A 21,410-nucleotide genomic window follows, 5' to 3' on the forward strand; every position below is an offset into this window, starting at 1 on the left:
CGCCCTGTTTTGGCGGGGTTTCAATTAACTGTCCGCACACGGGGCGAGACATTCTTTGCCAGTCAGTGCTTACAAATGAATAACAACTTTTTATGCTTTATAAAAAAGCCTGGTTATTGATCTGTCGCTTATAACGGCAACTACGGGCTTTATATCCAACACTTGCGTCGGTCGGCACTTTGCGCTTATGGCGCAACGCGCTGGAGCGTAATGACCAGACCCGACTTCAACGTGCGTTGATAAAGCCCTTCATGCTGTCGGCTGAATAACACGATTCTTGAGCCTTCTTTGCCGGTGATTGCGATGCCGTCCGGTTCCGGGAACCATCCAACCGCAGTGTCTTGCAGCCAGGCGCCGAGGCAGTCAGCGCCCTCGCCCAAGGTCTGGTTCGCTACAAGCTCAATGACGCAAACGTTCGATGGCTTGTCCTGCAACGCCTGAGACTCAGGCGAATCCGCTTTAGCCGTCAGGGTGGCCTGCCATTTCCCGGCGAGTTCCGAGGGGTCCGCTAATTTCAGGCTGCTTGCCATGGCTACATCTCCAAGAAACATCATCAGCGTCGCCAACAGCCACGCGGTCGTTCTGTAGGTAAACGCGTTATGGGTCATAGGACTTTCAACTCCAACGTGTAGCCTTACGCACAGTGCACATCGATGCAAGGACAGAGCGCGGCGCATCAAGCGTCGCGCTCCTATTAGCCTTGTATCAGGCCACGATGTCCGAGAACGCCGCCTGGCCAACGGTGCTGACCAGGAAATCAGCCACGCCATGCCCGGAGAAGTCCACTGCCAACTGGCTATTACCGCCCGAAGAGGTCAACACGGCATCGCCTGCCGCACCGGTGAACGAATTCACGAAGTGCAGGCCCGCGCCTTTGGTGATGGCGGTCAGGTCGATCTTGTCCAGGCCGCTGACAAAATCGAGGATCTGGTCGGCTACACCCGGCTTGGAGTCACTGCTGGCCGCGAACACAAAAGTGTCCGAGCCGGTACCGCCCCACAGCTTGTCCGCACCGCCCGCGCCGAAGAGGATGTCGTTGCCGGCACCGCCCTTCAGCTCGTTGGACACGCCATTACCAATCAGCAGGTCGTTACCCGAACCGCCAATCGCGTTCTCGATGGTTGCACCCTTGGCAATGGAAACGTTGCCAACCATGCCGCCAACATCGGAGAACGAGGCCTCATTGAGGTTGATCTTCTGGTTCTGGGTAAACCCGGAGAAGTCCAGCGTGTCTTTGCCGCCCGCATCCCACACCGAGAACACGACCTTGTCCGACGACGAAGACGCGCTCAGGAAATCGCGACCGGCATTGGAGTTGAAACCGTAGGTGGTGTCACCGGTGCGGGTGGTGGTGTTGGCACCGTAGAGCTTCTGGATGGCGGCAATATCGTCCAGCAACGGACCGGACGCATAGGCTTCGACGCCGGCCTTGCTGAAGTTCTGGTCGGTATTGCTTTCACTCCAGTAGCTCATGAGGCTGTAGCCGCGGGTGTCTTCCGCGTAGGTCGCGTCGTTGTAAGTCGGCGCGCCTTCACCGGCGTTGTAGTCGCCGGGGTGGGCCAGACCCAGACTGTGACCGATTTCGTGGGTCAGGGTCTGACGCCCGTAGTTGTTCAGGTCCGGTGTCTTGTTTGGCGTGTAGCTGCTGTTGGTCAGGTACCAGGAAGTACCGTCATAACCGGCACCGGTGCCAGGCAGGTAAGCGAATGCCGCTGCGCCGTCCTGGCCGCCGCTGTAGTTGCCGAAGGTCATGTGACCGTCGCCGCCCGTGGCCTTATCGGTAAAAGTGACTTTGGCCACATCGGCCCAGGATTGCATGGCGAGCACGGCCTGGGCTTTCTGCTGGGCGCTGAACTGACTGAAACCGGAAATCCCGTGTTTGTTCATGGTGCTCGACGACGCCGAGGTCAGGAACGTGTAGGTCAGTTCGATTTTGCCGCTGCCGTCCTTGTCCTGGTAGGCAGCGCCGTCGCGCAGCAATTGCGTCGCTGCCTCGTCGACGGAGTAGGACGGTTTGCCATTGACCGTGAGATTGCCACCCCGGTCATACTGATGGCTGAAGCTGTCGATCTGGTTGTACGCGGAACTGGGCGCAGCCAATGATTGCAATGGCGAAAAGGCCTGTTCGGCAAGATCAATAGCGTTGTTCTTAACTTTCGACATAAACACACTTCCTTGTTTAGCAATGGAACAGTTTTTGTCAGATAGCGACAATCTCTGGCGAGATCGTCCTATCACTCGCCCAATGAAGGCGAAAGAAAACTGACACAATTCGAAATCGAACGTCTACATTTTTTTTGACGTCAAATTGTTCTGCCCCGGCAAGTACCCGGAAACAATGCCTGCGCTGTCGAAATATAGTTTTTAGTTGAGGGTTTCGGACTAATTGTCTGACAATTGCGTATTTAAATATTAAATAGAGGTAAGTTGTTTTTTGTCGAGAGCGTCTCACTTTTCCGTGACTTGTTAATTTAAGTGCCAGGGCAATGCCATCAGCCAAATCAAACGCCCGATGAGGGGTAGTCAGCCGCGATGACTTCCAGGCGAACAGGAGCCAATGGTGAACACGTTGCGTGTTCACCATTGCATTTACCCACCGCCATCACTGCTTTCTAAACCTCATCAACAACGGACAAGACCGTTTCTCGACTGTCCAGAATCCCCAGTTGCTGGAGGATGTCATTGATGCCCCCCCATAGGCCGAGATCCTCAGGTGTCGGGGCTTCGACCAAGATACGACGCAAGCTCAGGTTGGCCTTCAACCTGCCATAGGCGATTTCATCGGACTGGGCGCCTTTATCGATGATTCGCTTGGCAGCGAGGTTAATCTCTCCTTCAACGTAAGCTTGCAAAGCTGATTTGTTCATCGCGATTCTCCTTTGCAGACGTTATGTCTGTGCCGGAAACGCTACAAAGGATTTTGCCAGCCATCTACTGTCAGAATTTACAGGTCCAGACGATCAATGACGCGATTGAGTTATGGCCTCAACTCCCCGTCCGAATCTTGTTCCACACCCTCGTCCGAATCCGGTCGATATTCAGCGGCATCGCCTCCAGGGCGAACAGCTTGCCCATCATTTCCGGGCTCGGATAAACCTTAGTGTCATTCTTGATGGCCGGGTCGATCAGGCTGTCGGCCTGCTGGTTGCCGTTGGCGTAGTGAACATAGTTACTGATGCTGGCCATGACGCCCGGGCGCAGCAGGTAGTTCATGAACGCGTAGCCGGCATTTTCGTCCGGGGCGTCGGCGGGCATGGCGACCATGTCGAACCAGATCGCGGCACCTTCCTTGGGAATGGCGTAGCCGATGTCGATACCGTTCTTGGCTTCTTTGGCACGGTTTTCGGCCTGCAGGATGTCGCCGGAGAAGCCGACGGCCACGCAGATGTCTCCGTTGGCCAGGTCGCTGGTGTATTTGGATGAGTGGAAATAGCTGACGTAGGGCCGGACTTTCATCAGCAGCGCTTCAGCTTTTTTGTAGTCTTCCGGGTTCTTGCTGTGATGCGGCAGCCCGAGGTAATTCAGCGCGGCCGGCAGCAGTTCGGGGCCGTTGTCGAGGATGGCGACGCCGCACTTTTGCAGCTTGGCCATGTTCTCGGGCTTGAAGATCAGGTCCCAGGAGTCCACTGGCGCGTTGTCGCCCAGCACGGCCTTGACCTTGGCGATGTTGTAGCCGATACCGGTGCTGCCCCACAGGTATGGGAAACCGTGTTCGTTACCCGGGTCGTTGGTCTGCAATGCCGTGAGCAATACCGGGTTGAGGTTCTTCCAGTTCGGCAGCTGGTTCTTGTCGAGCTTCTTCAGCGCCCCGCCCTGAATCTGCCGTGCCATAAAGTGGTTGGACGGGAATACCACGTCGTACCCGGATTTTCCGGTCATCAGCTTGCCGTCCAGGGTTTCGTTGCTGTCGTAGACGTCGTAGCTGAAGGCGATGCCGGTTTCTTTCTGGAAGTTTTTGGTGGTATCCGGCGCGATGTAGTCCGACCAGTTATAGATCTTGACGGTCTCGGCGGCATGGCTGAGGGACGCGACAAGCGCAAGGGGTGCCAGGGTCAGTGTCTTTCGGATCATGAGTCGATTCCTGTATGGGCCGTTTTTTTTGTTGGAGCGCTATTGGCAGGCAATCAAAGGATCAAAAATCAAAAAATCAAAAAATCAAAACGTAGGTCTTGCGCACGGTTTCCTGGATATCCCAGATGCCGAGGCTGTTGGCCGGCAACATCAGTGCGTCGCCGGCTTCGATGTAGAGGGTTTCACCGTCGTCCGGGGTGAACGTGCAGCGCCCCTGGATGAAGTGACAGAATTCCTGGGCAACGATCTGCCGACGCCAGCGGCCGGGCGTGCATTCCCAGACGCCGGTTTCGACGCCATCGTCGCGCTCGACGCTGGTGGTCGAAGCCACCGCCACCGGTGTTCCCAACGGCACGGCGACGGGGTTCGACTCCTCCAGTTCCAGTGTTGCGGTGTTCTTGAATTGCGTGATGCCCATGGGAGTACCTGTCGATTGAGCCTATAGATGTAGAACGCGGTGTTTACTGCATGAAACCTTCCATGAACCCCGCCACCTTGCTCGCCAGTTTCCGGCGCCAAGGGGCTGTCGCCGGGTTGGCCAGGGTCTGGTCTTCGTGGACGAAGCTGCGGATGATCGCGTTGTAACCCAGCCAGCGGCAGGGCTCTGGCTCCCAGGCCCGGAGCGTGTCCAGACCGCCTTGAGGCATGACCCAAGGCTGGTGAACCAGTTCGGTATCGCGCTCAAGAATCAGATCCGCCAGGGTTCGGCCGCCCAGGTTGCTGGCGCCGACGCCCTCGCCGCCATAACCGCCGGACAAGGCAATGCCGCTGGCCTGATCGCAGAGCATGTGCGGCTTGAAGTGCCGGGACATGCCCAGGTTGCCGCCCCATGCGTGGGTAATCTGCACGTTCTTGAGTTGCGGGAAGAGTTCGCTGAACAGGTAGCGCCGCAACTCCACTTCGCTGGTGGTCAGGTCAAAGTCATGGCGCAATTTTCCGGCAAACTGGTAGCCGCCCCGGGCGCCGAACACCAGGCGGTTGTCGGCCGTACGCTGGCCGTAGGTGACCTGTCGACTGCTTTCGCTGAACGCCTGGCCGCGGCTCAGGCCGATTTCGTCCCAGGTCGCGGCAGACAATGGTTCGGTGGCGACAATCAGGCTTTGTACCGGTAACTGATAACGGCCGAGGGGTGGCAACGTGACCGAATAACCTTCTACCGCCGGCACGGTCCAGCGGCTGCGGACCTGAGCCTTTGCCGTGCGCAAACTCCCCGACTGCCACTGCGTGACCGCGCTGTTTTCGTAGATTTTGACACCCATGCGCTCGACCGTTTCTGCCAGGCCTCGCACCAACTTTGCCGGGTGAATGGTCGCAACGTGCGGTGCATAGATACCGCCATAAGGCTTCGCCACTCTGATCTGTTGCGTCAGTTGCTCCGGGCTGAGCCAGCGGTAATCGCTTTCGGTCAGGCCTTGGCGGTAAAGCTTGTCCAGATAGTCGCGCAGGCTGGTTTCCTGCTCGGGATAACGCGCGGCACAGTACAACACCCCGCCTTTGCGATAATCGCAGTCGATGCCCTCCCGTTCGATGACAATCTCGACTTCATCAGGAATGCTGTGCAGCAGATCGAAAGAGGCCCGACGTTGGTCTGGCGGCAAACCCGCCAACAGACGGTCCTCGCCCAGCAAGTTACCCATCAGCCAGCCGCCGTTGCGGCCCGACGCGCCAAAACCGGCGGTTTGCGCTTCGACGATGGCAATGTCCAGGCCTGGCGCCAGGCGCTTGAGGTAATACGCGGTCCAGAGCCCGGTGTAGCCCGCACCGATGATGGCCACGTCGACGTCCAGGTCATGTTCCAGCGCAGGACGCGCCAGCAACGGCTCGTCGAGTTGATCCATCCACAAACTGATAGTGCGCCACGCCGACATGCCAGACTCCGCCACTCAAACTTTGATGGCGTCGATCCTAGTGCGTGACCTCAGGGGCTGTCGTGCGCGCGTGCACGCAAAGAAATTTGTTTGACGTAAGCCTTGGGCGACAGCCCTGTGTGCTGGCGAAAACAACTGTAGAACGCCGACAAGGAGTTGAAGCCGGCGGCAAACGCCAGCTCATCAATGCGCAGCGGTGGCATGGCGGCGTCCAGCGCCGCGAGTAAATGCTGCAGCCGCGCCTGATTGACATAGCGATAGAAGCTCTGGCCCAACACTTGATTCAGCAGATAGGAAATCTGATTGCGGCTGTACCCGCACTCCTGCGCCACCCGTTGCAGATCGAGCTCGGGATCCAGATAAGGCTGCTGGCGCTGGAAATACTGTTGCAGGTCCTCAGCCATGAAACTCAGCTGGCGCGGTGAAAGCCCAAGTCGGCTGGCGGCCGGGCGCGAATTCGTAGCGGTGTTGCGTCGGGGTTGTTCGCGCACCAGTGACGCGTATTCGTTGACTCGCCAGATCAACCCGTCGCGCACCGTGATCGCTTCACTGGAACGGAACGACACCAGCCCTTCGCCGCCGCGCAAGGTCATCTGGTACTGGATGAACGCAGTGTTGCCGTCCAGCCGTATGCGATCGGAATGCTCCAGCGCTTCGTCCGGGTTACGCGGCATGCTGCCGCGCACGTACTCACGCAACTCATCCAGGCCCATGACCCGGTTCTGGAAAAAGTCGTTGTACTGAATGTCCGGGTGATAAAGCGCCATCACACCGTCCAGATCCCGGTGTTTCCAGCACAGGTGGTAGCGCATGACCGTCTCGCCCGTGGCCTTTGTTTGCAGCGGGCCATCATCATCGGCGTGCATAAGGGACTCGACGAAAAAAGCCGAGCTTGCCGAAGTTCGGCCGCGGCTTCAATGACCACGCCTGATGGCCGGTAACGCCGAGCAAGGCCCGGCACGTGATCCATATCAAAAAAACGGTAGCAATCGCCAAACGGACTGAAAAAAATCACATGGTTTTCACATCCGGGTGCTACTTTTAAAGGCAGTCACCGGTTGAGCCATTGAAGGCTCTTCCCTCCTAACATGAGCTAAAGGAAGCGCTCGATGAAGAAGGCGGGCAACACATGAATAAAGGGTCTTTCAGCAAAGTTACGTTTCCAAACGCCTGTCAGCTGATGCGCTGGCATTTCCATCCCATGGGATTCGAGGCGAGCATGGACGCGCCGGGCAGCATGATTGCCCGCCTGTTTGACCGCGCCAGTGGCGAGACCATGATCGCCATTGCAGGCATTCCATGCGCAACCGTGATGAATGCCGCGGACGTAGAACGAATAATCGAAGCCGTGGAAGACGAGCTAGAGTCTTTCATACCTCCCCAGGCCTTCAAGAGTTATGCCTGAAGGCCAAACGCCCAACAAAAAGCCCACATCATGTGGGCTTTTTTGTGGGGCTCGGGTTCAGGCCAGTTTCTGACCCTGGCGATGATCAGCAAAGAATGGCTTGTCCTTGCCAATCCGGTCAGATGCCTTGGGCATGTTCGCCGCCTGAGTATCCTGCCCGTCGACATACCAGTAGCAATGACTCACCGCCCGAGTGATGCCGACGTAAGCCAGCCGCAGGATTTCGTCTTTCTGTGCGTTGTCGTATGGCTCGTTGTCGCCCGTCTTGCCAAGGCCCGCCATGCGATAGACCTGATTCTTGTAGGGAGAACTGGTCAGATGCTGACAATCACCCAGCAAAAACACCGCGTCAGCCTGCAAGCCCTTGGCGCTGTGATACGTCAGCTGTTTGATGCGCCGCGCTTCATACGGCAAGTTAGAATCCACATTAACTACAGACTGAATGTGATGTTCAATCAATAACTTATCGCTGCTTTTTCGATAAAGCATCAAGATTGAATCACCTTGTCGATAATGCTGGATCAGGCGTTGAGCCATGCCTTGATCATCCCGATCCATGACGTTCACCGGCAACAGCGCCTTGGGTTCACCGCTGGCCTTGGCCTTCTTCCCGGCGATCGACGGCGCTGCGCGGACGATATGCTCGGCCGCATCAATGATGTGCTGATGACTGCGGAAATTGTCGCTGAGCATCACTTTGGTCGTGCTCGGTGACGGGAATTCCTTGTTGAACTCCATGAAATACGCTGGAGAACTGCCGCGCCAGCCATAAATGGACTGCCAGTCATCGCCGACGCAGAGCAAGGACGAACGTTGCGCGCCTCGCCCCACATGCATCGCCGGGCCGCGACTGCGAATCTCGGCCAGACTGGCACGGATCCACAAGACAATTTGCGGCGATACGTCCTGAAATTCGTCGATCATCAGGTGTGACAAGGGCCTTAGCAGCTCATCGCTCAGCAGCTTCAGATTTTCCGGGGAATGCTCGCTAAACAAGGCAAACATCCGGTTGTAGGTCATCACCGGTGGTTTTTGATCAAGCAAATGATCTTCCAGGGCGCGCCAGAACAGGCTCAGAGCTTCGAAGAAATACCGGTCCGGGTCATCCTTGGCGAAACTCATCTGGCCTACGGCACTCGGAACATCCAGGCCGAGGTTTTCGATAAACCCGGCGGCGGCCACAAAACAATCCAGCAAGGGGGCTGATCCCAGCTCACCCTTGACCTTGTAATCGAAACCCGGACCGGCACTGGCATCCCCTGCCAGGGAAGCCAGCACGCGCTTTGATGATTTGTAACTATCCAGCCATATCAATGGTTTACGACAGAAAGCTTGAAACAGGGTGCGCTTCACCGCCCATTCCGCGCGGACAGTCAACTTGGCATTCGGGCGGCAGACCTGCGGATTTTCCCGTGGGTCAAAACCGAGTACCACCCAGGCGTCCAGCGTGGGAATGTAGCCGTGACAATGGAAAGTCGCACCATTGATATCGAAAGCCTGCCGATTGGGCTCGATGCCTTTTATTGGCCAGGCGCCGGCACGAAACCACAGGTCCTCAATCGTGTCGCAGAGCTCCTCGTCACGTTTGGCCGCCAACTCGGTCACCGCCACGCGCTTCTGCACGTCGGGGTGATCGCGCTCAAGCTCCTTGAGTTGCAAGGCATGACGGGACAATGGCTTGATCAGTTCGCGAAAACGCTCATCGCGGGTGTGCAGGCTGTGAAAACACGCATTGAGTTGCTGACGCTGCGCGTCATTGATGCGCAGGTCGAAGGGATTGCTGTCGACGTCCTCATCGCCGTTTTGCGCGCGATTGCTGAGGTTTTCGAATGCTTGCAGGCGCTCGAAGCCCGGCAGGCTGCGAACCATCGGCAGGATTCGCGAGTGGAAGGTGCGCACCAGGTCGCGCGCCTCCTTGAGGCTCAGTGCCCGGCCCCACACACCAAACAATTCGATCAGCTTATTAATGAAGTCCTTGCGCGACTCGCGGGTGAAGGTCACCACGGTCATCGAGCTCAGCTCGAAGCCCAGGTAATGGGTCAGCAGCAGGATACGCAGGACCAGTGTCGTCGACTTGCCTGCACCCGCCCCGGCAATCACCGACGTCGAAGGCGTGTCGCTGAAAATCATTTTCCACTGGGCGGCGCTGGGCTGGGCGTGAGGTGGCAGCAGTCGGGCGACATCGGCCTTCATGCGCTTCTTAAGCTCAGTGCCGAGTGGCAGGCGCCAATCGTCGAATAAGTTGTGATCGACATTAGGTGGCCGGTGCTCGGTGGAGCGCGAATCGCGGATCAGCAGGACCTGCCGGCCTTCTTCCAACCCCTCGGCTTTGCCTTCCTTATAGCCGTAATCGACCCCGGCGCTGTGACCACTGCGAAACCCATCGGCTTGCCCGTGCAACCACGAGGCACGGTGTTGCGCGCGCAGACGGGTCAAGCCATGGCCAAAGAACCGGGCGGCGAGGCGCTTGAGCAGTGGCATCTCGGCCAGGGGACGAAGTTCGGGAGGAAGATCGGGGGTGTGTTGCGGCACGCGGGCTGACTCCAGGGTGTGAGGCTGACGAGGGCTATGGTGTCCGTATTTGCCGTTGAGTTCTAGTGAAATGCTTACAGGTCATTGGCTTATACGATGAAGTGAAGGCTGGATGAGAACGTTTCGAGGTTATTTGATATCAACTTTTCCGATCATGATGAGGCATTTTTTACGCTTTTTATCGATTGGTGCCTGATAGATGATGCCCGCCATCAACCACCGGTTCTCGTTTCGTGGCTCAGGCGCTCTGCCCCATGACGAACCTTTTTCAGGAGACGATCATGCTTGAACTCAGACCTTTCAGCTCCCTGGGCGGCGCCCACCATGGCTGGTTGGATGCCCACCACCACTTTTCGTTCGCCGAGTACCACGACCCGAAACGCATGAACTGGGGCAACCTGCGGGTATGGAACGACGACGTGATTGCCTCCGGCACTGGGTTCCCTAAACACCCGCACCGGGACATGGAAATCATCACCTATGTTCGTGAAGGTGCAATTACCCACGAAGACAACCTCGGCAACAAGGGCCGCACCGAAGCGGGCGACGTTCAGGTCATGAGCGCCGGCACCGGGATCGCTCACAGTGAATACAACCTGGAAGCGAACGAAACCAGGATCTTTCAGATCTGGATCATCCCGAACGAATCCGGCCTGGCCCCCTCTTGGGGCGCCAAGCCATTCCCGAAAGGCCAGCGTGAAGGCTTCGTGACGTTGGCCAGCGGTAAGGCGGGTGACGATCAAAGCCTGCGAATCCGTGCCGATGCACGGCTGGTGGCCGCCAATCTGAAGGCCGGTGAGTCCGCCGAGTATCGCCTGGACAGTGGCCGTCGCGCTTATCTGGTTCCGGCTACCGGGGTCATTGAAGTCAATGGCTTGCGTGCACAAGCTCGAGACGGTGTTGCCGTGGCGGATGAGCAGGTGTTGCGGGTGACTGCGATTGAGGACAGTGAGATCGTGTTGGTGGATCTGGCTTGATCGGGTAAATGCAGGGCAAAAAAAGGGGCGACCGTTGATGGTCGCCCCTTTTTTACATCTGTGTCCCGTCCTGAATAAGGTTTACACCTTCTGATCTGTTTTTCAGGAGGACGTAATGGAATCAGCAAAAAGGCGTAGTCAGCGAGACTACACGCTGACCTTTAAATTGTCGGTAGTCGATCAGGTCGAAAAAGGCGAGCTGAGCTATAAAGAGGCTCAGGAGCGCTACGGGATTCAAGGCAAAACGACCGTTCTGACGTGGTTACGCAAGCACGGTCGGCAGGATTGGAGCCCAGGCACATACATTGGCTCGCCGAGGATGGGGTCTATGCCCGACAAAAACCGACCATTAACGCCAGAACAACGCATCAAAGAGCTTGAAGAACAGTTGGCGCTGTCCAATCAGAAAGCGCAGTTTTTCGAGGCGGTCGTGGATGTCTTGAAAAATGACTACGGTCTCTCTGTCGTAAAAAAGCGTCCCGGCAAGTCCTCGCGCAAAAACGAATCCAAAACCTGAGCATCAGCAGGGCTTGCCAGTTCATGGGGATAAGCCGCCAGGCTTACTACAAACGCAATCGCGCCGATGCAGCTCGTCTGGTTCTGGATCAGAAAGTTGCCGATTTCGTTCAACAAAAGCGCCTGCGGCAGCCGCGGCTGGGCACCCGAAAGCTGTATTACTTGCTGCAATGCCAGCCTCAACTTGAGCTGCAAGTGGGGCGAGATCGGCTGTTTTCGATTCTGCGTGAACGGCGTTTATTGGTGGCTCGCAAGCGGGCTTATCACAAGACGACCAATAGTCATCATCGCTTTCACCGCCACCCGAACCTGCTCAAACCAGGTCCTGATCAGGTTGTTCCCTGCGGCCCGGAACAAGTCTGGGTGGCTGACATAACCTATTTGCCAACTCAGGAAGGTGTGGCTTATCTGAGCCTTGTGACGGATGCTTTTTCGCGAAAGATCGTGGGCTATCACGTCCATGAAAGCCTTCATGCCGAGTCGGTAGCACACGCGCTGAGCTGGGCGGTAAAGCACCGTCGGACAGAGCAGCCGTTGGTGCACCACTCAGATAGAGGTATCCAATATTGCTCGGGGATGTACCAAGCGTTGCACGCGAAATACGGCATTCGATGTTCAATGACGGATGGCTATGACTGCTACCAAAATGCCTTGGCAGAGAGGGTCAACGGGATACTGAAGACAGAGCTTATGCTTCAGCGGCCGCAGGATTTGACGCAAGCGAAGAAGATGGTGAGTGAGTCGGTATCGATCTACAACGGCGAGCGACCGCACCTGTCTTTGAAATACAAAACGCCCGATGCGGTGCATCGGGCGTTAGGGTGAAACAGGTGTAAACCTATTTCAGGACTAGACACTGAATCCTGAGTGGCCGTGCTGGCGTCTTCGCGGGCAAGCCTCGCTCCTACTGGATAGATATCGCCCACAATCATGTGATCGACTCCGCCCATGCAGGAGCGAGGCTTGACCGCAAAGGGTCGCTCAATCACTTCGCAGAAATAGCGCCATCCACCAGGGTCTGAGCTTCTGCAACCAACTGCTTGAGGTGCTCGTCACTGACGAAGCTCTCAGCGTAGATCTTGTAAATATCTTCAGTCCCTGAAGGCCGTGCCGCGAACCAGCCGTTCTCGGTCATGACTTTCAAACCGCCGATGGCCTGGTCGTTGCCCGGCGCGTGGCTGAGGATGCTCTGGATCGCTTCGCCCGCCAGTTGGGTCGAGGTGACCTGATCCGGTGACAGCTTGCTCAACAAGGCCTTCTGTTCAGGGTTGGCCTTGGCGTCGACGCGCACCGAGAACGGTTCGCCGAGCTCGTCAGTCAACGCACGGTAGGCCTGGCTCGGGTCGCGACCGGTACGAGCGGTCATTTCTGCCGCCAGCAATGCCGGAATCAAGCCGTCCTTGTCGGTGCTCCAGACGCCGCCGTCCTTGCGCAGGAACGAGGCCCCCGCGCTTTCTTCGCCGCCAAAGCCCAGCGAACCGTCGAACAGACCGTCAGCAAACCATTTGAATCCGACCGGCACTTCGTACAGGCGACGGCCCAGGCGCTTGGCCACACGATCGATCAAGCCGCTGCTGACCACGGTTTTGCCCACGGCAGCATCGGCGCGCCACTGTGGACGGTTTTGGAACAGGTAATCGATGGAAACGGCGAGGTAGCTGTTCGGTGCCAGCAGACCACCGGACGGGGTCACGATGCCATGGCGATCGTGATCCGGGTCGCAAGCAAACGCTACGTCAAAGCGCTCTTTCAGACCGATCAGGCCTTGCATGGCATGGCTCGACGAGGGGTCCATCCGGATTTGCCCGTCCCAGTCGACTGTCATGAAGCGGAACGTCGGGTCGACCTGTTTGTTCACCACTTCCAGGTCCAGACGGTAGTGCTCGGCAATCGCCGACCAGTAGCGCACCCCTGCTCCGCCCAGCGGATCAACACCCAGACGCAGCTTGGCATCACGGATGGCATCGAAGTCGATCACGTTGATCAGGTCGGCGACGTAGGTGTTGAGGTAATCGTGACGATGGGTCGTGCCGGCCTTCAATGCCTGCTCGTAGCTGATGCGTTTGACGCCGGCCAGCTTGTTGCCCAGCAGCTCGTTGGCCTTCGCTTCGATCCACTTGGTAATGTGGGTATCGGCCGGTCCACCGTTGGTGGGGTTGTATTTGTAGCCACCGCTTTGCGGCGGATTGTGCGATGGCGTGATGACGATACCGTCCGCCAGGCCCGAGGTACGGCCGCGGTTGTAGCAAAGAATCGCGTGGGAAATCGCCGGGGTCGGCGTGTATTCGTCACCCTCGGCGATCATCACGGTCACGCCGTTCGCGGCCAGCACTTCCAGGGCGCTGGCGCCGGCCGGGGTGGACAGCGCGTGGGTGTCGATGCCGACAAACAACGGACCATCGATACCCTGGGCTTCGCGGTACAGGCAGATCGCCTGACTGATCGCCAGAACGTGCCATTCGTTGAAACTCAGATCGAACGAGCTGCCTCGGTGTCCGGACGTGCCGAAGGCTACGCGTTGGGTAGAGATGGCGGCATCAGGCTGGCCGGTGTAATAGGCCGTTACCAGTCGCGGGATGTCGACCAACAATTCTGCCGGTGCCGGTTTGCCCGCAAAAGGACTGAGTGTCATGCAAAACCTCTGGAATAGAGTGGTTCAGGAGTAGGAGCGCAGTTTACTGGCAGTTTGACCGCAGCGCGACGTTATCGATCCCGAGGGAAATGTTATCAATCGCCAAAGCCCACCCCTGCTCAATCGATCGATTCCAGGCGCAAGGCATCGCCCAGCAAACCCATGGCCGCCCCGAGGTCGTGGTCTCCGCCGAAGGTATGGCTCAGGCGCAAGTGTTGCGCGTGCAACCCTTGGAGGCTGAACAGCTCCCCTGGCGCAATCACCACCTGGTGCCTGAGCAGGCGCTGGAACACCCGACGCACATCGACCTGACGCAGCGATTGCACCCAAATCGTCGCACCGCCCAAGGGTTCGACAAAGTGCAAGGCATCCCCCAGACGCTCCTGCAACAGTTGGGTCATGTGCACCTTGCGGTCCTTGAGCAGCCGGCGCAATACCAACAAGTGCTGATCGATTCGTCCATTGCTGTAAAGCCGTGCGATGGCTTTCTGGCGAATCGGTGACAACCGGAATGAACGTAACAGGAAATGCCGCTGCAGTTCGACGCTCAATTGCCGCGAGAGCAGATAACCATAAGGCGCTTCCGGCCCGATGGATTTTTCGAAGGTGGAGAAAACGATCAGCCGGTCCGGGTTCAGCAGATCGCGAAACCGCAGGCCGTCGGGCTCGAATGCGAGCTCGCCATAGCAGTCGTTCTCCAACACCCAACTGCCATGACGCTCCAGCAGTTCAGCGGTTGACTGCCTGTTGCTGTGGGAAGCCACGCTGCCGCGCGGCATGTTGAGGCCGGAAGAAAGCATGACCAGCCGCACCGGCTTGGTCTCCAGCAGTTGCTTGAGCTGCTCAAGGTCCAGGCCGCCATTGGCTTGCAGAGGCAACTCGATGACCTGGACGTCAGCGTCCTGGAGCAAGCGCAGGATCATCCAGTCGCAGGGCGATTCGACGACTACCATGGCATCTTTGAGACACAGTACAGCGATCAGTATTTCCAGGACACCACGCAAATCGGCGCCAATGTAGACATTATCGGCGTGCCAGCAACGTGCCGGAGACGAGGTATAGCGTGCGGCCAGTGCGGCGCGCAGTTCCAGTTCACCACAAGGTTGTGAAGTCGGTTGCGGCTGACGCGGATATTGACGCAGCAGTTCTCTTTCAAGCAGCAACAACGGGCTGTCCAAGGGCTGCAACAACGCCGGTTCATCCGCGCTCAACACCAGCATCCCCGGTCGCCTGGCGTTCACATAAACCGTCTCGAGCAGGTCATCGCCGCTGCTGAGCGGGTGAATGGACGACACCGGCAGCGCGTAATAGCCGGATTTGGCGACCGAATACACCCGCCCTTCCTTTTCCAGCAGCGAATAGGCGTACTGAATCGTCGAAATCGATACGCTCAAACGGTCCGCCAATTGCCTTAATGAAGGGAGGCGGACCCGCGTTTCGCTGACGGGCTCGTTGATGAGGTTAGTCAGGTAACGGTACACCGCCTGATAGGCAAAGTCGGTTTCGCGGGGTCCTTTCATGGGTGATGACCAAGCACGCCACGCGCCGCGTGGGGTGGGCGGATGAGCGCGGTAACCCCGAGCATTTTCAACGACCCGTTGACCGTTCGCCATTTGCGGCGTTGCCCGCGTCGAGGTCCAGCGCAGGCTCATCCGCATTACCGACTGCCGGGCCCGGCCCTTCGCCCCTCGCAACCGGTCCCATCCGGTAAAGCGTGCCGATCAACTTGACGGTCAACCCGCTGACGTCGACCATCCATTGCAGCACCTGCTCGGGAACCGACTTGCCCTGCATCGCCCGGTGCAGATCAGGCAACGCCACGAGCATACCGGGATGGCATTGGCGTAGAAAACGCTCAAGCGAGGCGCCGTTCTCGACGAAGGGCGCGAACAGCAAGCACACCAGTTGAGCCTCACTCAAGCCCAGGCTTTTCTGGGCCTGCGCCGCTGCCAATGCACGCTGGTCAGACATTGTCGCCGGGTTAACGAACGTTTCCATTACCTGCTCGCAATAGCGCTCGGGAAGCTGTTTGCGACGCATCATGACCAAGGCCCGCTGTACGTACTCGGCGACGCCTGCTTCATAGGTGCGGCCATGAACAAAACACGCCTCCAGCCCCCGAACGTGCGCAGAAATCGTCAGGCTGACAAATTCGTTATCACTAAGCTGGGCCGCCAGTTCGTCAGGCTGAAACCCGAGGAAATCGGTGAGTAGCGGCCAGCGATCTTCCAGATTGCTGACCAGCATGTCGTGAATATCGATGAAGGTTGTGCGCCGACACGCCTCAAATGATTCGGCCGGCCGCCACTCAGCTTGCCCATGCTCAGAATAAAACTCGCGGTAGCAATCGCTGCCCAGTTCATCCAGTCGCGCGAACAGCTCCTCATAACCGGATTCAGGGTCATTCGATGCATTGAGGCCAGCCTTTTGCGCCGCACGGGTCAACCCATGCATGAACTGCTTTTGCTGACGAGGTGTATCGCTGCTGACCAACGCATCGACGCCTCGGTCCCAACGGCAGATTTGCCCATAAAACTCGCCCGCCGCCAGGTACCCGTCATCCCACAGGTCAAGCGGCCCGTTCCAGGTTCGCCGATGACCCACCATCAACAGATTGAGACGATTTGACTCGCGACCTGCATCGGAGACCGGCGCCAGATGGCTGAATGGCAGGACTTCCCGGTTATCGACCATCACCACTTCGACCCGAGGATCGTCGTAGAGAAACAGCGCACTGCAACTGTGGTGGATGTTTTCAAGGGCCGTCGGGCTTGCGCCATTCGTGCGCAAGGTCGCGACTCGCAGCTGGAACGTCGCAGGCGCCCGGCCAGCGATGCTCAATTGTGCGGCGCGCAGCAATGCCAGCGTGTAGCAACAGTCGCGGGTTCCGGACTGGATCGACAACACCTTGTATTCGCCGATCCGCTCCATGCCACCCGCGGAGACCACCAGGCGCTGAATCATCAGCTGCAGTGCCGTGCGCTCGGCGCGTGAAAAAAAACTCAGCAATCGCTGCAATACTTGCTGATAAACATAGTTCATTGCCTGTTCATGGGTATGGGTCATCATTGTTTACCTGTTACGCATAGGTTCGATGTCACGCAAACAACTGTGTGCATTGCGCAAACGGCTGACTGACATGATTAAAGTGTTTCGATTGATATGAAATCCTAACACTTAGTTTTGAGTAATTATTTGAAATGAATCGAGCTTACTTGTGACCCTGTCCGCACACGATGGCAGGAAAGCCCCGCAGGACAAGGGTCCTGCGACCACGCGAGGGATCCTAGGAAATGTCCGACAGCGTCCCACAGACATGTAGCACGAGAAATAAAGAAAGAAGTCGCGATTAATTTTTCGGCAATTGATCGATAACACGCTATTTGTTGAGCTTGTATTACCGGAGCGCGAAGAAAAGTATCTGTCCAATACCCAGCCATAGCTCATTCCTTGAGATGAAAGTAATCATTCAATTATCGGGGCTTATAGGGTGATTAGAAGATACAGATTGAGAGCAAAAACCAGTTCAGTTGCTGAACTGACTCGTCGCAGGTTGAGGGGACGTCTCGGAATTTCGGAGGGGGAAATGCAAAAGTCCGTGCAAGCACGGACTTTTTTCAGTGGTGTTACGCCGGATCGACCTGGAGCGCAACCCGTTCGCGACACGGGCATTCATCCATGTAGCGGTGCGCCTCGACAAACTCGGAAAACGGAAAGACCCGAGTCTTGAGTGGCAGCAACACGCGGTCTGCGGTCAGCTGGTTGATGTCGCGCAAGGCACGTTGCAGTGCGACCTGATCCTGGATGATGCCCAGCTCCGGCTTGCCAGTGAAGTTGCCGATGCAGTGAACGAAGAACTGAATGTTCTTCTGGAACGCTGCGCAGGCCGGGAACGGCGTCTGGTTACCACCTTGCAGGCCGTACAGCACCAGGCTGCCACGAGGCGCAAGCACATCGCCCAGCAGTGACATCTGCGGACCGCCGAGGCCATCGAACACCACATCCACGCCGCGGTTGTCGGTGATTTTGTTGATCCGCATGAGCAGATCCTCTTCCTCGGTGACGATTACTTTCTCGGCACCCAGTGACAGCAGGTATTCACGTTCTTCAGCGGTCTTGGTGGCGGCAATTACCCGCACGCCCAATGCCTTGCCCAGTTGCACAAACGAAGGACCGGCACAGTGGCTCGCGTCAGTCACCAAGGCAAATTGCCCAGGTTTGACACGCGCCAGATCGACATAAGCGAAGTAGGCAATCAGCAGCGGCGTGTAATGCACGGCCGCTTCAATCGGGCTGAGCACGTCCGGATAACGGGTCAATGCCGAGCGAGGCAGAACGATCTGCTCGCCGTAGACCGGATAGTCGTTGGGGCTTTCAGCCGGGAAGCTGGCGACCTTGTCACCGACTGCCAGGTCATCGACGCCCTCGCCGACTGCTGTCACGACGCCGGACATCTCATGGCCAAGGCCAGAAGGCAGACGAGCATGGGATGAGGCCAGGTTCTGGCGCCAGAGAATGTCGTACCAGCTGATGCCAATCGCCTCGACGCGCACCTGCACTTCGCCCGGCGCAGGGAGAGCGGCCGCATGCTCTTCGCATTTGAGCACCTCGGCTGGACCAAACTTGTGAAAACGGATCGTGCGGGACATCGCAAACCTCGTCAAAGAAACCTCTAATGCCCTGAACTCTATCTGGGCTTTCTACCCAAGACTATCAGTGGCTATTAATAGTCGACATGCCTGTCATTGATTCCGCAGCATCCATTGGATCAACGGTTATCGTAAAAATCCGGAGCATCCGTTCCAGGGAAACTGAATTATTCGGTGCAGAGTAGCAGCCTTTCCCCGTAATATTCATGCCGGCCATTGTTCTCATATGGCCGCTCTCGTCAAGCTTGATGACTCTGCCAGGACTCCAGATGAATCGTAATGACCTGCGTCGTGTCGACCTGAACCTGTTGATCGTTTTTGAAACATTGATGCACGAACGCAGTGTGACCCGTGCTGCGGAGAAATTGTTCCTCGGCCAGCCGGCCATCAGTGCGGCGCTCTCACGCCTGCGCGGGCTGTTCGATGATCCGTTATTCGTGCGCACCGGGCGCAGCATGGAGCCTTCCGCTCGCGCGGTGGAAATCTTCGCCCTGCTCTCTCCTGCCCTGGATTCGATTTCCACGGCAGTCAGCCGTGCGGCAGAATTCGACCCGGCGACCAGTACGGCGGTGTTCCGCATTGGCCTGTCGGACGATGTCGAGTTCGCGCTGCTGCCGATGCTGCTCAAGCGTTTGCGTGCGGAATCGCCGGGGATCGTATTGGTGGTGCGTCGGGCCAACTACATCCTGATGCCGAGCCTGTTGGCCTCGGGGGAGATTTCCATTGGCGTCAGCTACACCGCCGACCTGCCGGCCAACGCCAAGCGCAAAGTGCTGCGCCGCAGCATGCCGAAGCTGTTGCGCGCCGATACGGTGCCGGGGCCATTGAGCCTCGATGACTTCTGCGCCCGCCCCCATGCGCTGGTGTCGTTTGCCGGTGACCTGAGCGGCTTTATAGATGAAGAACTGGAAAAGCTCGGGCGCAAACGTCATGTGGTGCTCGCGGTGCCGCAGTTCAACGGGCTCAGCACACTCATCAGCGGGACTGATATTGTCGCGACAGTGCCTGACTACACCGCTGAGGCGTTGACGGCGGCTGGCGGGGTGCGAGCTGAAGATCCGCCCTTGCCGGTGCGTAGCTTTGAATTGCACATGGCGTGGCGTGGGTCGCAGGATAATGACCCGGGTGAACGTTGGTTGCGCTCCAGGATCCAGATGTTCTTCGGGGATCCGGATAGCCTGGCGTGATCCTGATCTTTTGTTGGGGCTGATGGCCTCTTCGCGGGCAAGCCTCGCTCCTACAGGGATTTAATCAGCGCCACAATTCCCTGTGGGAGTGGGCTTGCCCGCGACTCGGTCTCAAGCCAATCCCTTGCATTCTGCGCAACATAGAATTGTCATCAATCCAATTGATCGCCGTCCAATGTAAGGCGCATGCTAGAGGGCTGGCTTCAGACTTATATCATTACGAATGATAGTTACCTTTGCTTCATTCGATTCGTGCGATACCACCCCGCCGCTCATCATCCGCCCATCTCAATACATTGGCGGATGCATCCATGGAACAGTCACTCAAACATTTGCGCTTCCCATTGGCCATGTTGGCCGTACTGGTGATGAGCGCCTGCGGCAAGGCTCCGGAGTCTGCCGCTACCATGCCTGCGGCGAAAGTCAGCGTCGCCAAGGTCCTGGAACAACCGGTCAACGAGTGGGACGAATTCACCGGGCGCCTTGAAGCGCCAGAAACCGTAGAAATTCGTCCACGGGTCTCCGGCCAGATTGATGAAGTGGCCTTCACCGAAGGCGCACTGGTCAAGAAAGGTGACCTGCTGTTCCAGATTGACCCACGTCCCTTCCAGGCCGAGGTCCGCCGCCTCGAAGCACTGGTTGCCCAAGGCCGCGCCAACGCCACCCGCAGCGAAAACGAAGCCCAGCGTGGCGAACGCTTGCGCACCAGCAACGCGATCTCCGCCGAACTGGCCGATTCGCGCACCAGTGCAGCCCAGGAAGCCCGCGCCGCCGTCGGCGCTCTCCATGCTCAGCTGGACCTGGCCAAACTGAACCTGAGCTTCACCCGCGTCACCGCGCCTATCAGCGGTCGCGTCAGCCGTGCGGAAATCACCGCCGGCAACCTGGTGACTGCCGACACCACCGCGCTGACCAGCGTCGTTTCCACCGATAAGGTCTACGCCTACTTCGACGCCGACGAACGTGTGTTTCTCAAATACACCCAGCTCGCTCGCCAGGGCAAACGCGGTGCAACCACTCCGGTTTACCTCGGCCTGTCCAACGAAGACGGCAACCCGCACCAGGGCGTGATGAACTTCGTCGACAACCAGGTCAACCCGAAAACCGGCACCATCCGCGGTCGCGCGGTCTTTGACAATGCTGACGGACAGTACACCCCAGGCTTATATGCCCGTTTGAAACTGGTCGGCAGCGGCACTTACTCCGCCGTGCTGATCAACGACGAAGCGGTCGGAACCGATCTGGGCAAGAAATTCGTGCTGGTGATGGATGCCGACAACAAGACGGCCTATCGCTCCGTCGAACTGGGGCCGAAGATCGAAGGCTTGCGCATCGTGCGCAGCGGCCTGAACAAGGATGACACCGTCATCGTCAAGGGTCTGCAACGGGTTCGCCCTGGCTCGCCGGTCACCCCTGAAGTGATCCCGATGGCCAGCGAACAAACCCTCGCGGCACTCGCACAACAACGACAAGCGCTGGAAGCCAGCAACCTGCCCCAAGTCGCACCTGCCAAGGTCGCGCCGGGTTCGGTTGTGAAACTGGCTGCTGCGACTCCACGCGGTTAAGGGACGAC

Annotated in this window: 16 protein-coding genes and 1 pseudogene; 5 read left to right on the plus strand and 12 right to left on the minus strand. The window is 57.8% G+C overall.

The genetic code is table 11. The annotated features are described in order from the left end of the window. Nucleotides 1-185: 185 nt before the first annotated feature. From RHP74_RS15530 to RHP74_RS15560, 7 genes are all read right to left on the minus strand, one after another. Nucleotides 186-608, minus strand: a complete 423-nt coding sequence (locus tag RHP74_RS15530; RefSeq protein ID WP_304874189.1) for an AprI/Inh family metalloprotease inhibitor — start codon at nt 606-608, stop codon at nt 186-188. 97 nt (nt 609-705) lie between these two features. Then, nucleotides 706-2,163, minus strand: a complete 1,458-nt coding sequence (locus RHP74_RS15535) for a serralysin family metalloprotease (RefSeq protein WP_304874191.1) — start codon at nt 2,161-2,163, stop codon at nt 706-708. Between the two features lie 449 nt (nt 2,164-2,612). Continuing rightward, on the minus strand, nt 2,613-2,867 hold the full coding sequence (locus tag RHP74_RS15540; protein ID WP_010460404.1) for a hypothetical protein: 255 nt from the start codon (nt 2,865-2,867) through the stop codon (nt 2,613-2,615). A gap of 118 nt (nt 2,868-2,985) precedes the next feature. After that, complete coding sequence (locus RHP74_RS15545; protein WP_311100380.1) at nt 2,986-4,071, minus strand: polyamine ABC transporter substrate-binding protein; 1,086 nt, start codon at nt 4,069-4,071, stop codon at nt 2,986-2,988. Nucleotides 4,072-4,147: 76 nt separating this feature from the next. After that, on the minus strand, nt 4,148-4,489 hold the full coding sequence (locus RHP74_RS15550) for a cupin domain-containing protein (protein ID WP_077747853.1): 342 nt from the start codon (nt 4,487-4,489) through the stop codon (nt 4,148-4,150). 43 nt (nt 4,490-4,532) lie between these two features. Continuing rightward, nucleotides 4,533-5,939: an FAD-dependent oxidoreductase gene (locus tag RHP74_RS15555; protein ID WP_311100383.1), complete on the minus strand. Its 1,407-nt coding sequence runs from the start codon at nt 5,937-5,939 to the stop codon at nt 4,533-4,535. A gap of 50 nt (nt 5,940-5,989) precedes the next feature. Further along, nucleotides 5,990-6,805 carry a helix-turn-helix domain-containing protein gene (locus RHP74_RS15560; protein ID WP_311100385.1) on the minus strand — a complete coding sequence of 272 codons (816 nt, stop codon included), beginning with the start codon at nt 6,803-6,805 and terminating at the stop codon, nt 5,990-5,992. Between the two features lie 263 nt (nt 6,806-7,068). Here RHP74_RS15560 and RHP74_RS15565 point away from each other — a divergent pair, with 263 nt between their 5' ends. Continuing rightward, a complete protein-coding gene (locus tag RHP74_RS15565) occupies nt 7,069-7,344 on the plus strand; it encodes a DUF1652 domain-containing protein (RefSeq protein WP_010460414.1) in 276 nt (91 codons plus the stop codon). 57 nt (nt 7,345-7,401) lie between these two features. Here the strand turns inward: RHP74_RS15565 and RHP74_RS15570 are convergent, their stop codons facing one another. Next, entirely contained in the window at nt 7,402-9,876 is a 2,475-nt protein-coding gene (locus RHP74_RS15570) for a UvrD-helicase domain-containing protein (RefSeq protein ID WP_311100388.1), read from the minus strand. A 281-nt stretch (nt 9,877-10,157) separates the two neighbouring features. Here RHP74_RS15570 and RHP74_RS15575 point away from each other — a divergent pair, with 281 nt between their 5' ends. Together RHP74_RS15575 and RHP74_RS15580 are read left to right on the plus strand one after the other, a co-directional pair. Then, nucleotides 10,158-10,853 carry a pirin family protein gene (locus RHP74_RS15575; protein WP_077747847.1) on the plus strand — a complete coding sequence of 232 codons (696 nt, stop codon included), beginning with the start codon at nt 10,158-10,160 and terminating at the stop codon, nt 10,851-10,853. A 115-nt stretch (nt 10,854-10,968) separates the two neighbouring features. Next, nucleotides 10,969-12,222 (plus strand): annotated as a pseudogene (locus tag RHP74_RS15580) (IS3 family transposase). 132 nt (nt 12,223-12,354) lie between these two features. Here RHP74_RS15580 and pgm read toward each other — a convergent pair. From pgm to RHP74_RS15600, 4 genes are all read right to left on the minus strand, one after another. Then, nucleotides 12,355-14,001 (minus strand): phosphoglucomutase (alpha-D-glucose-1,6-bisphosphate-dependent), encoded by a 1,647-nt coding sequence (pgm, locus tag RHP74_RS15585; protein ID WP_083376719.1) that lies wholly within the window; start codon nt 13,999-14,001, stop codon nt 12,355-12,357. A 119-nt stretch (nt 14,002-14,120) separates the two neighbouring features. After that, complete coding sequence (locus RHP74_RS15590; RefSeq protein WP_311100391.1) at nt 14,121-15,521, minus strand: PLP-dependent aminotransferase family protein; 1,401 nt, start codon at nt 15,519-15,521, stop codon at nt 14,121-14,123. 67 nt (nt 15,522-15,588) lie between these two features. Further along, the gene (locus RHP74_RS15595) at nt 15,589-17,067 is read right to left on the minus strand and encodes a hypothetical protein (RefSeq protein ID WP_311100393.1); all 1,479 of its coding nucleotides are present in this window, start codon (nt 17,065-17,067) and stop codon (nt 15,589-15,591) included. A 560-nt stretch (nt 17,068-17,627) separates the two neighbouring features. Next, complete coding sequence (locus RHP74_RS15600) at nt 17,628-18,650, minus strand: zinc-dependent alcohol dehydrogenase family protein (RefSeq protein WP_010460426.1); 1,023 nt, start codon at nt 18,648-18,650, stop codon at nt 17,628-17,630. Between the two features lie 269 nt (nt 18,651-18,919). Between RHP74_RS15600 and RHP74_RS15605 the strand changes: the two genes are divergently transcribed. Further along, nucleotides 18,920-19,837 carry a LysR family transcriptional regulator gene (locus RHP74_RS15605; RefSeq protein ID WP_008156370.1) on the plus strand — a complete coding sequence of 306 codons (918 nt, stop codon included), beginning with the start codon at nt 18,920-18,922 and terminating at the stop codon, nt 19,835-19,837. Nucleotides 19,838-20,148: 311 nt separating this feature from the next. Beyond that, entirely contained in the window at nt 20,149-21,402 is a 1,254-nt protein-coding gene (gene mexE, locus RHP74_RS15610; protein ID WP_311095770.1) for a multidrug efflux RND transporter periplasmic adaptor subunit MexE, read from the plus strand. The last annotated feature ends 8 nt before the right edge of the window (nt 21,403-21,410 follow it).

This window comes from Pseudomonas sp. SG20052, from assembly GCF_031766055.1.
Classification (GTDB): Bacteria; Pseudomonadota; Gammaproteobacteria; order Pseudomonadales; family Pseudomonadaceae; genus Aquipseudomonas; species Aquipseudomonas mandelii.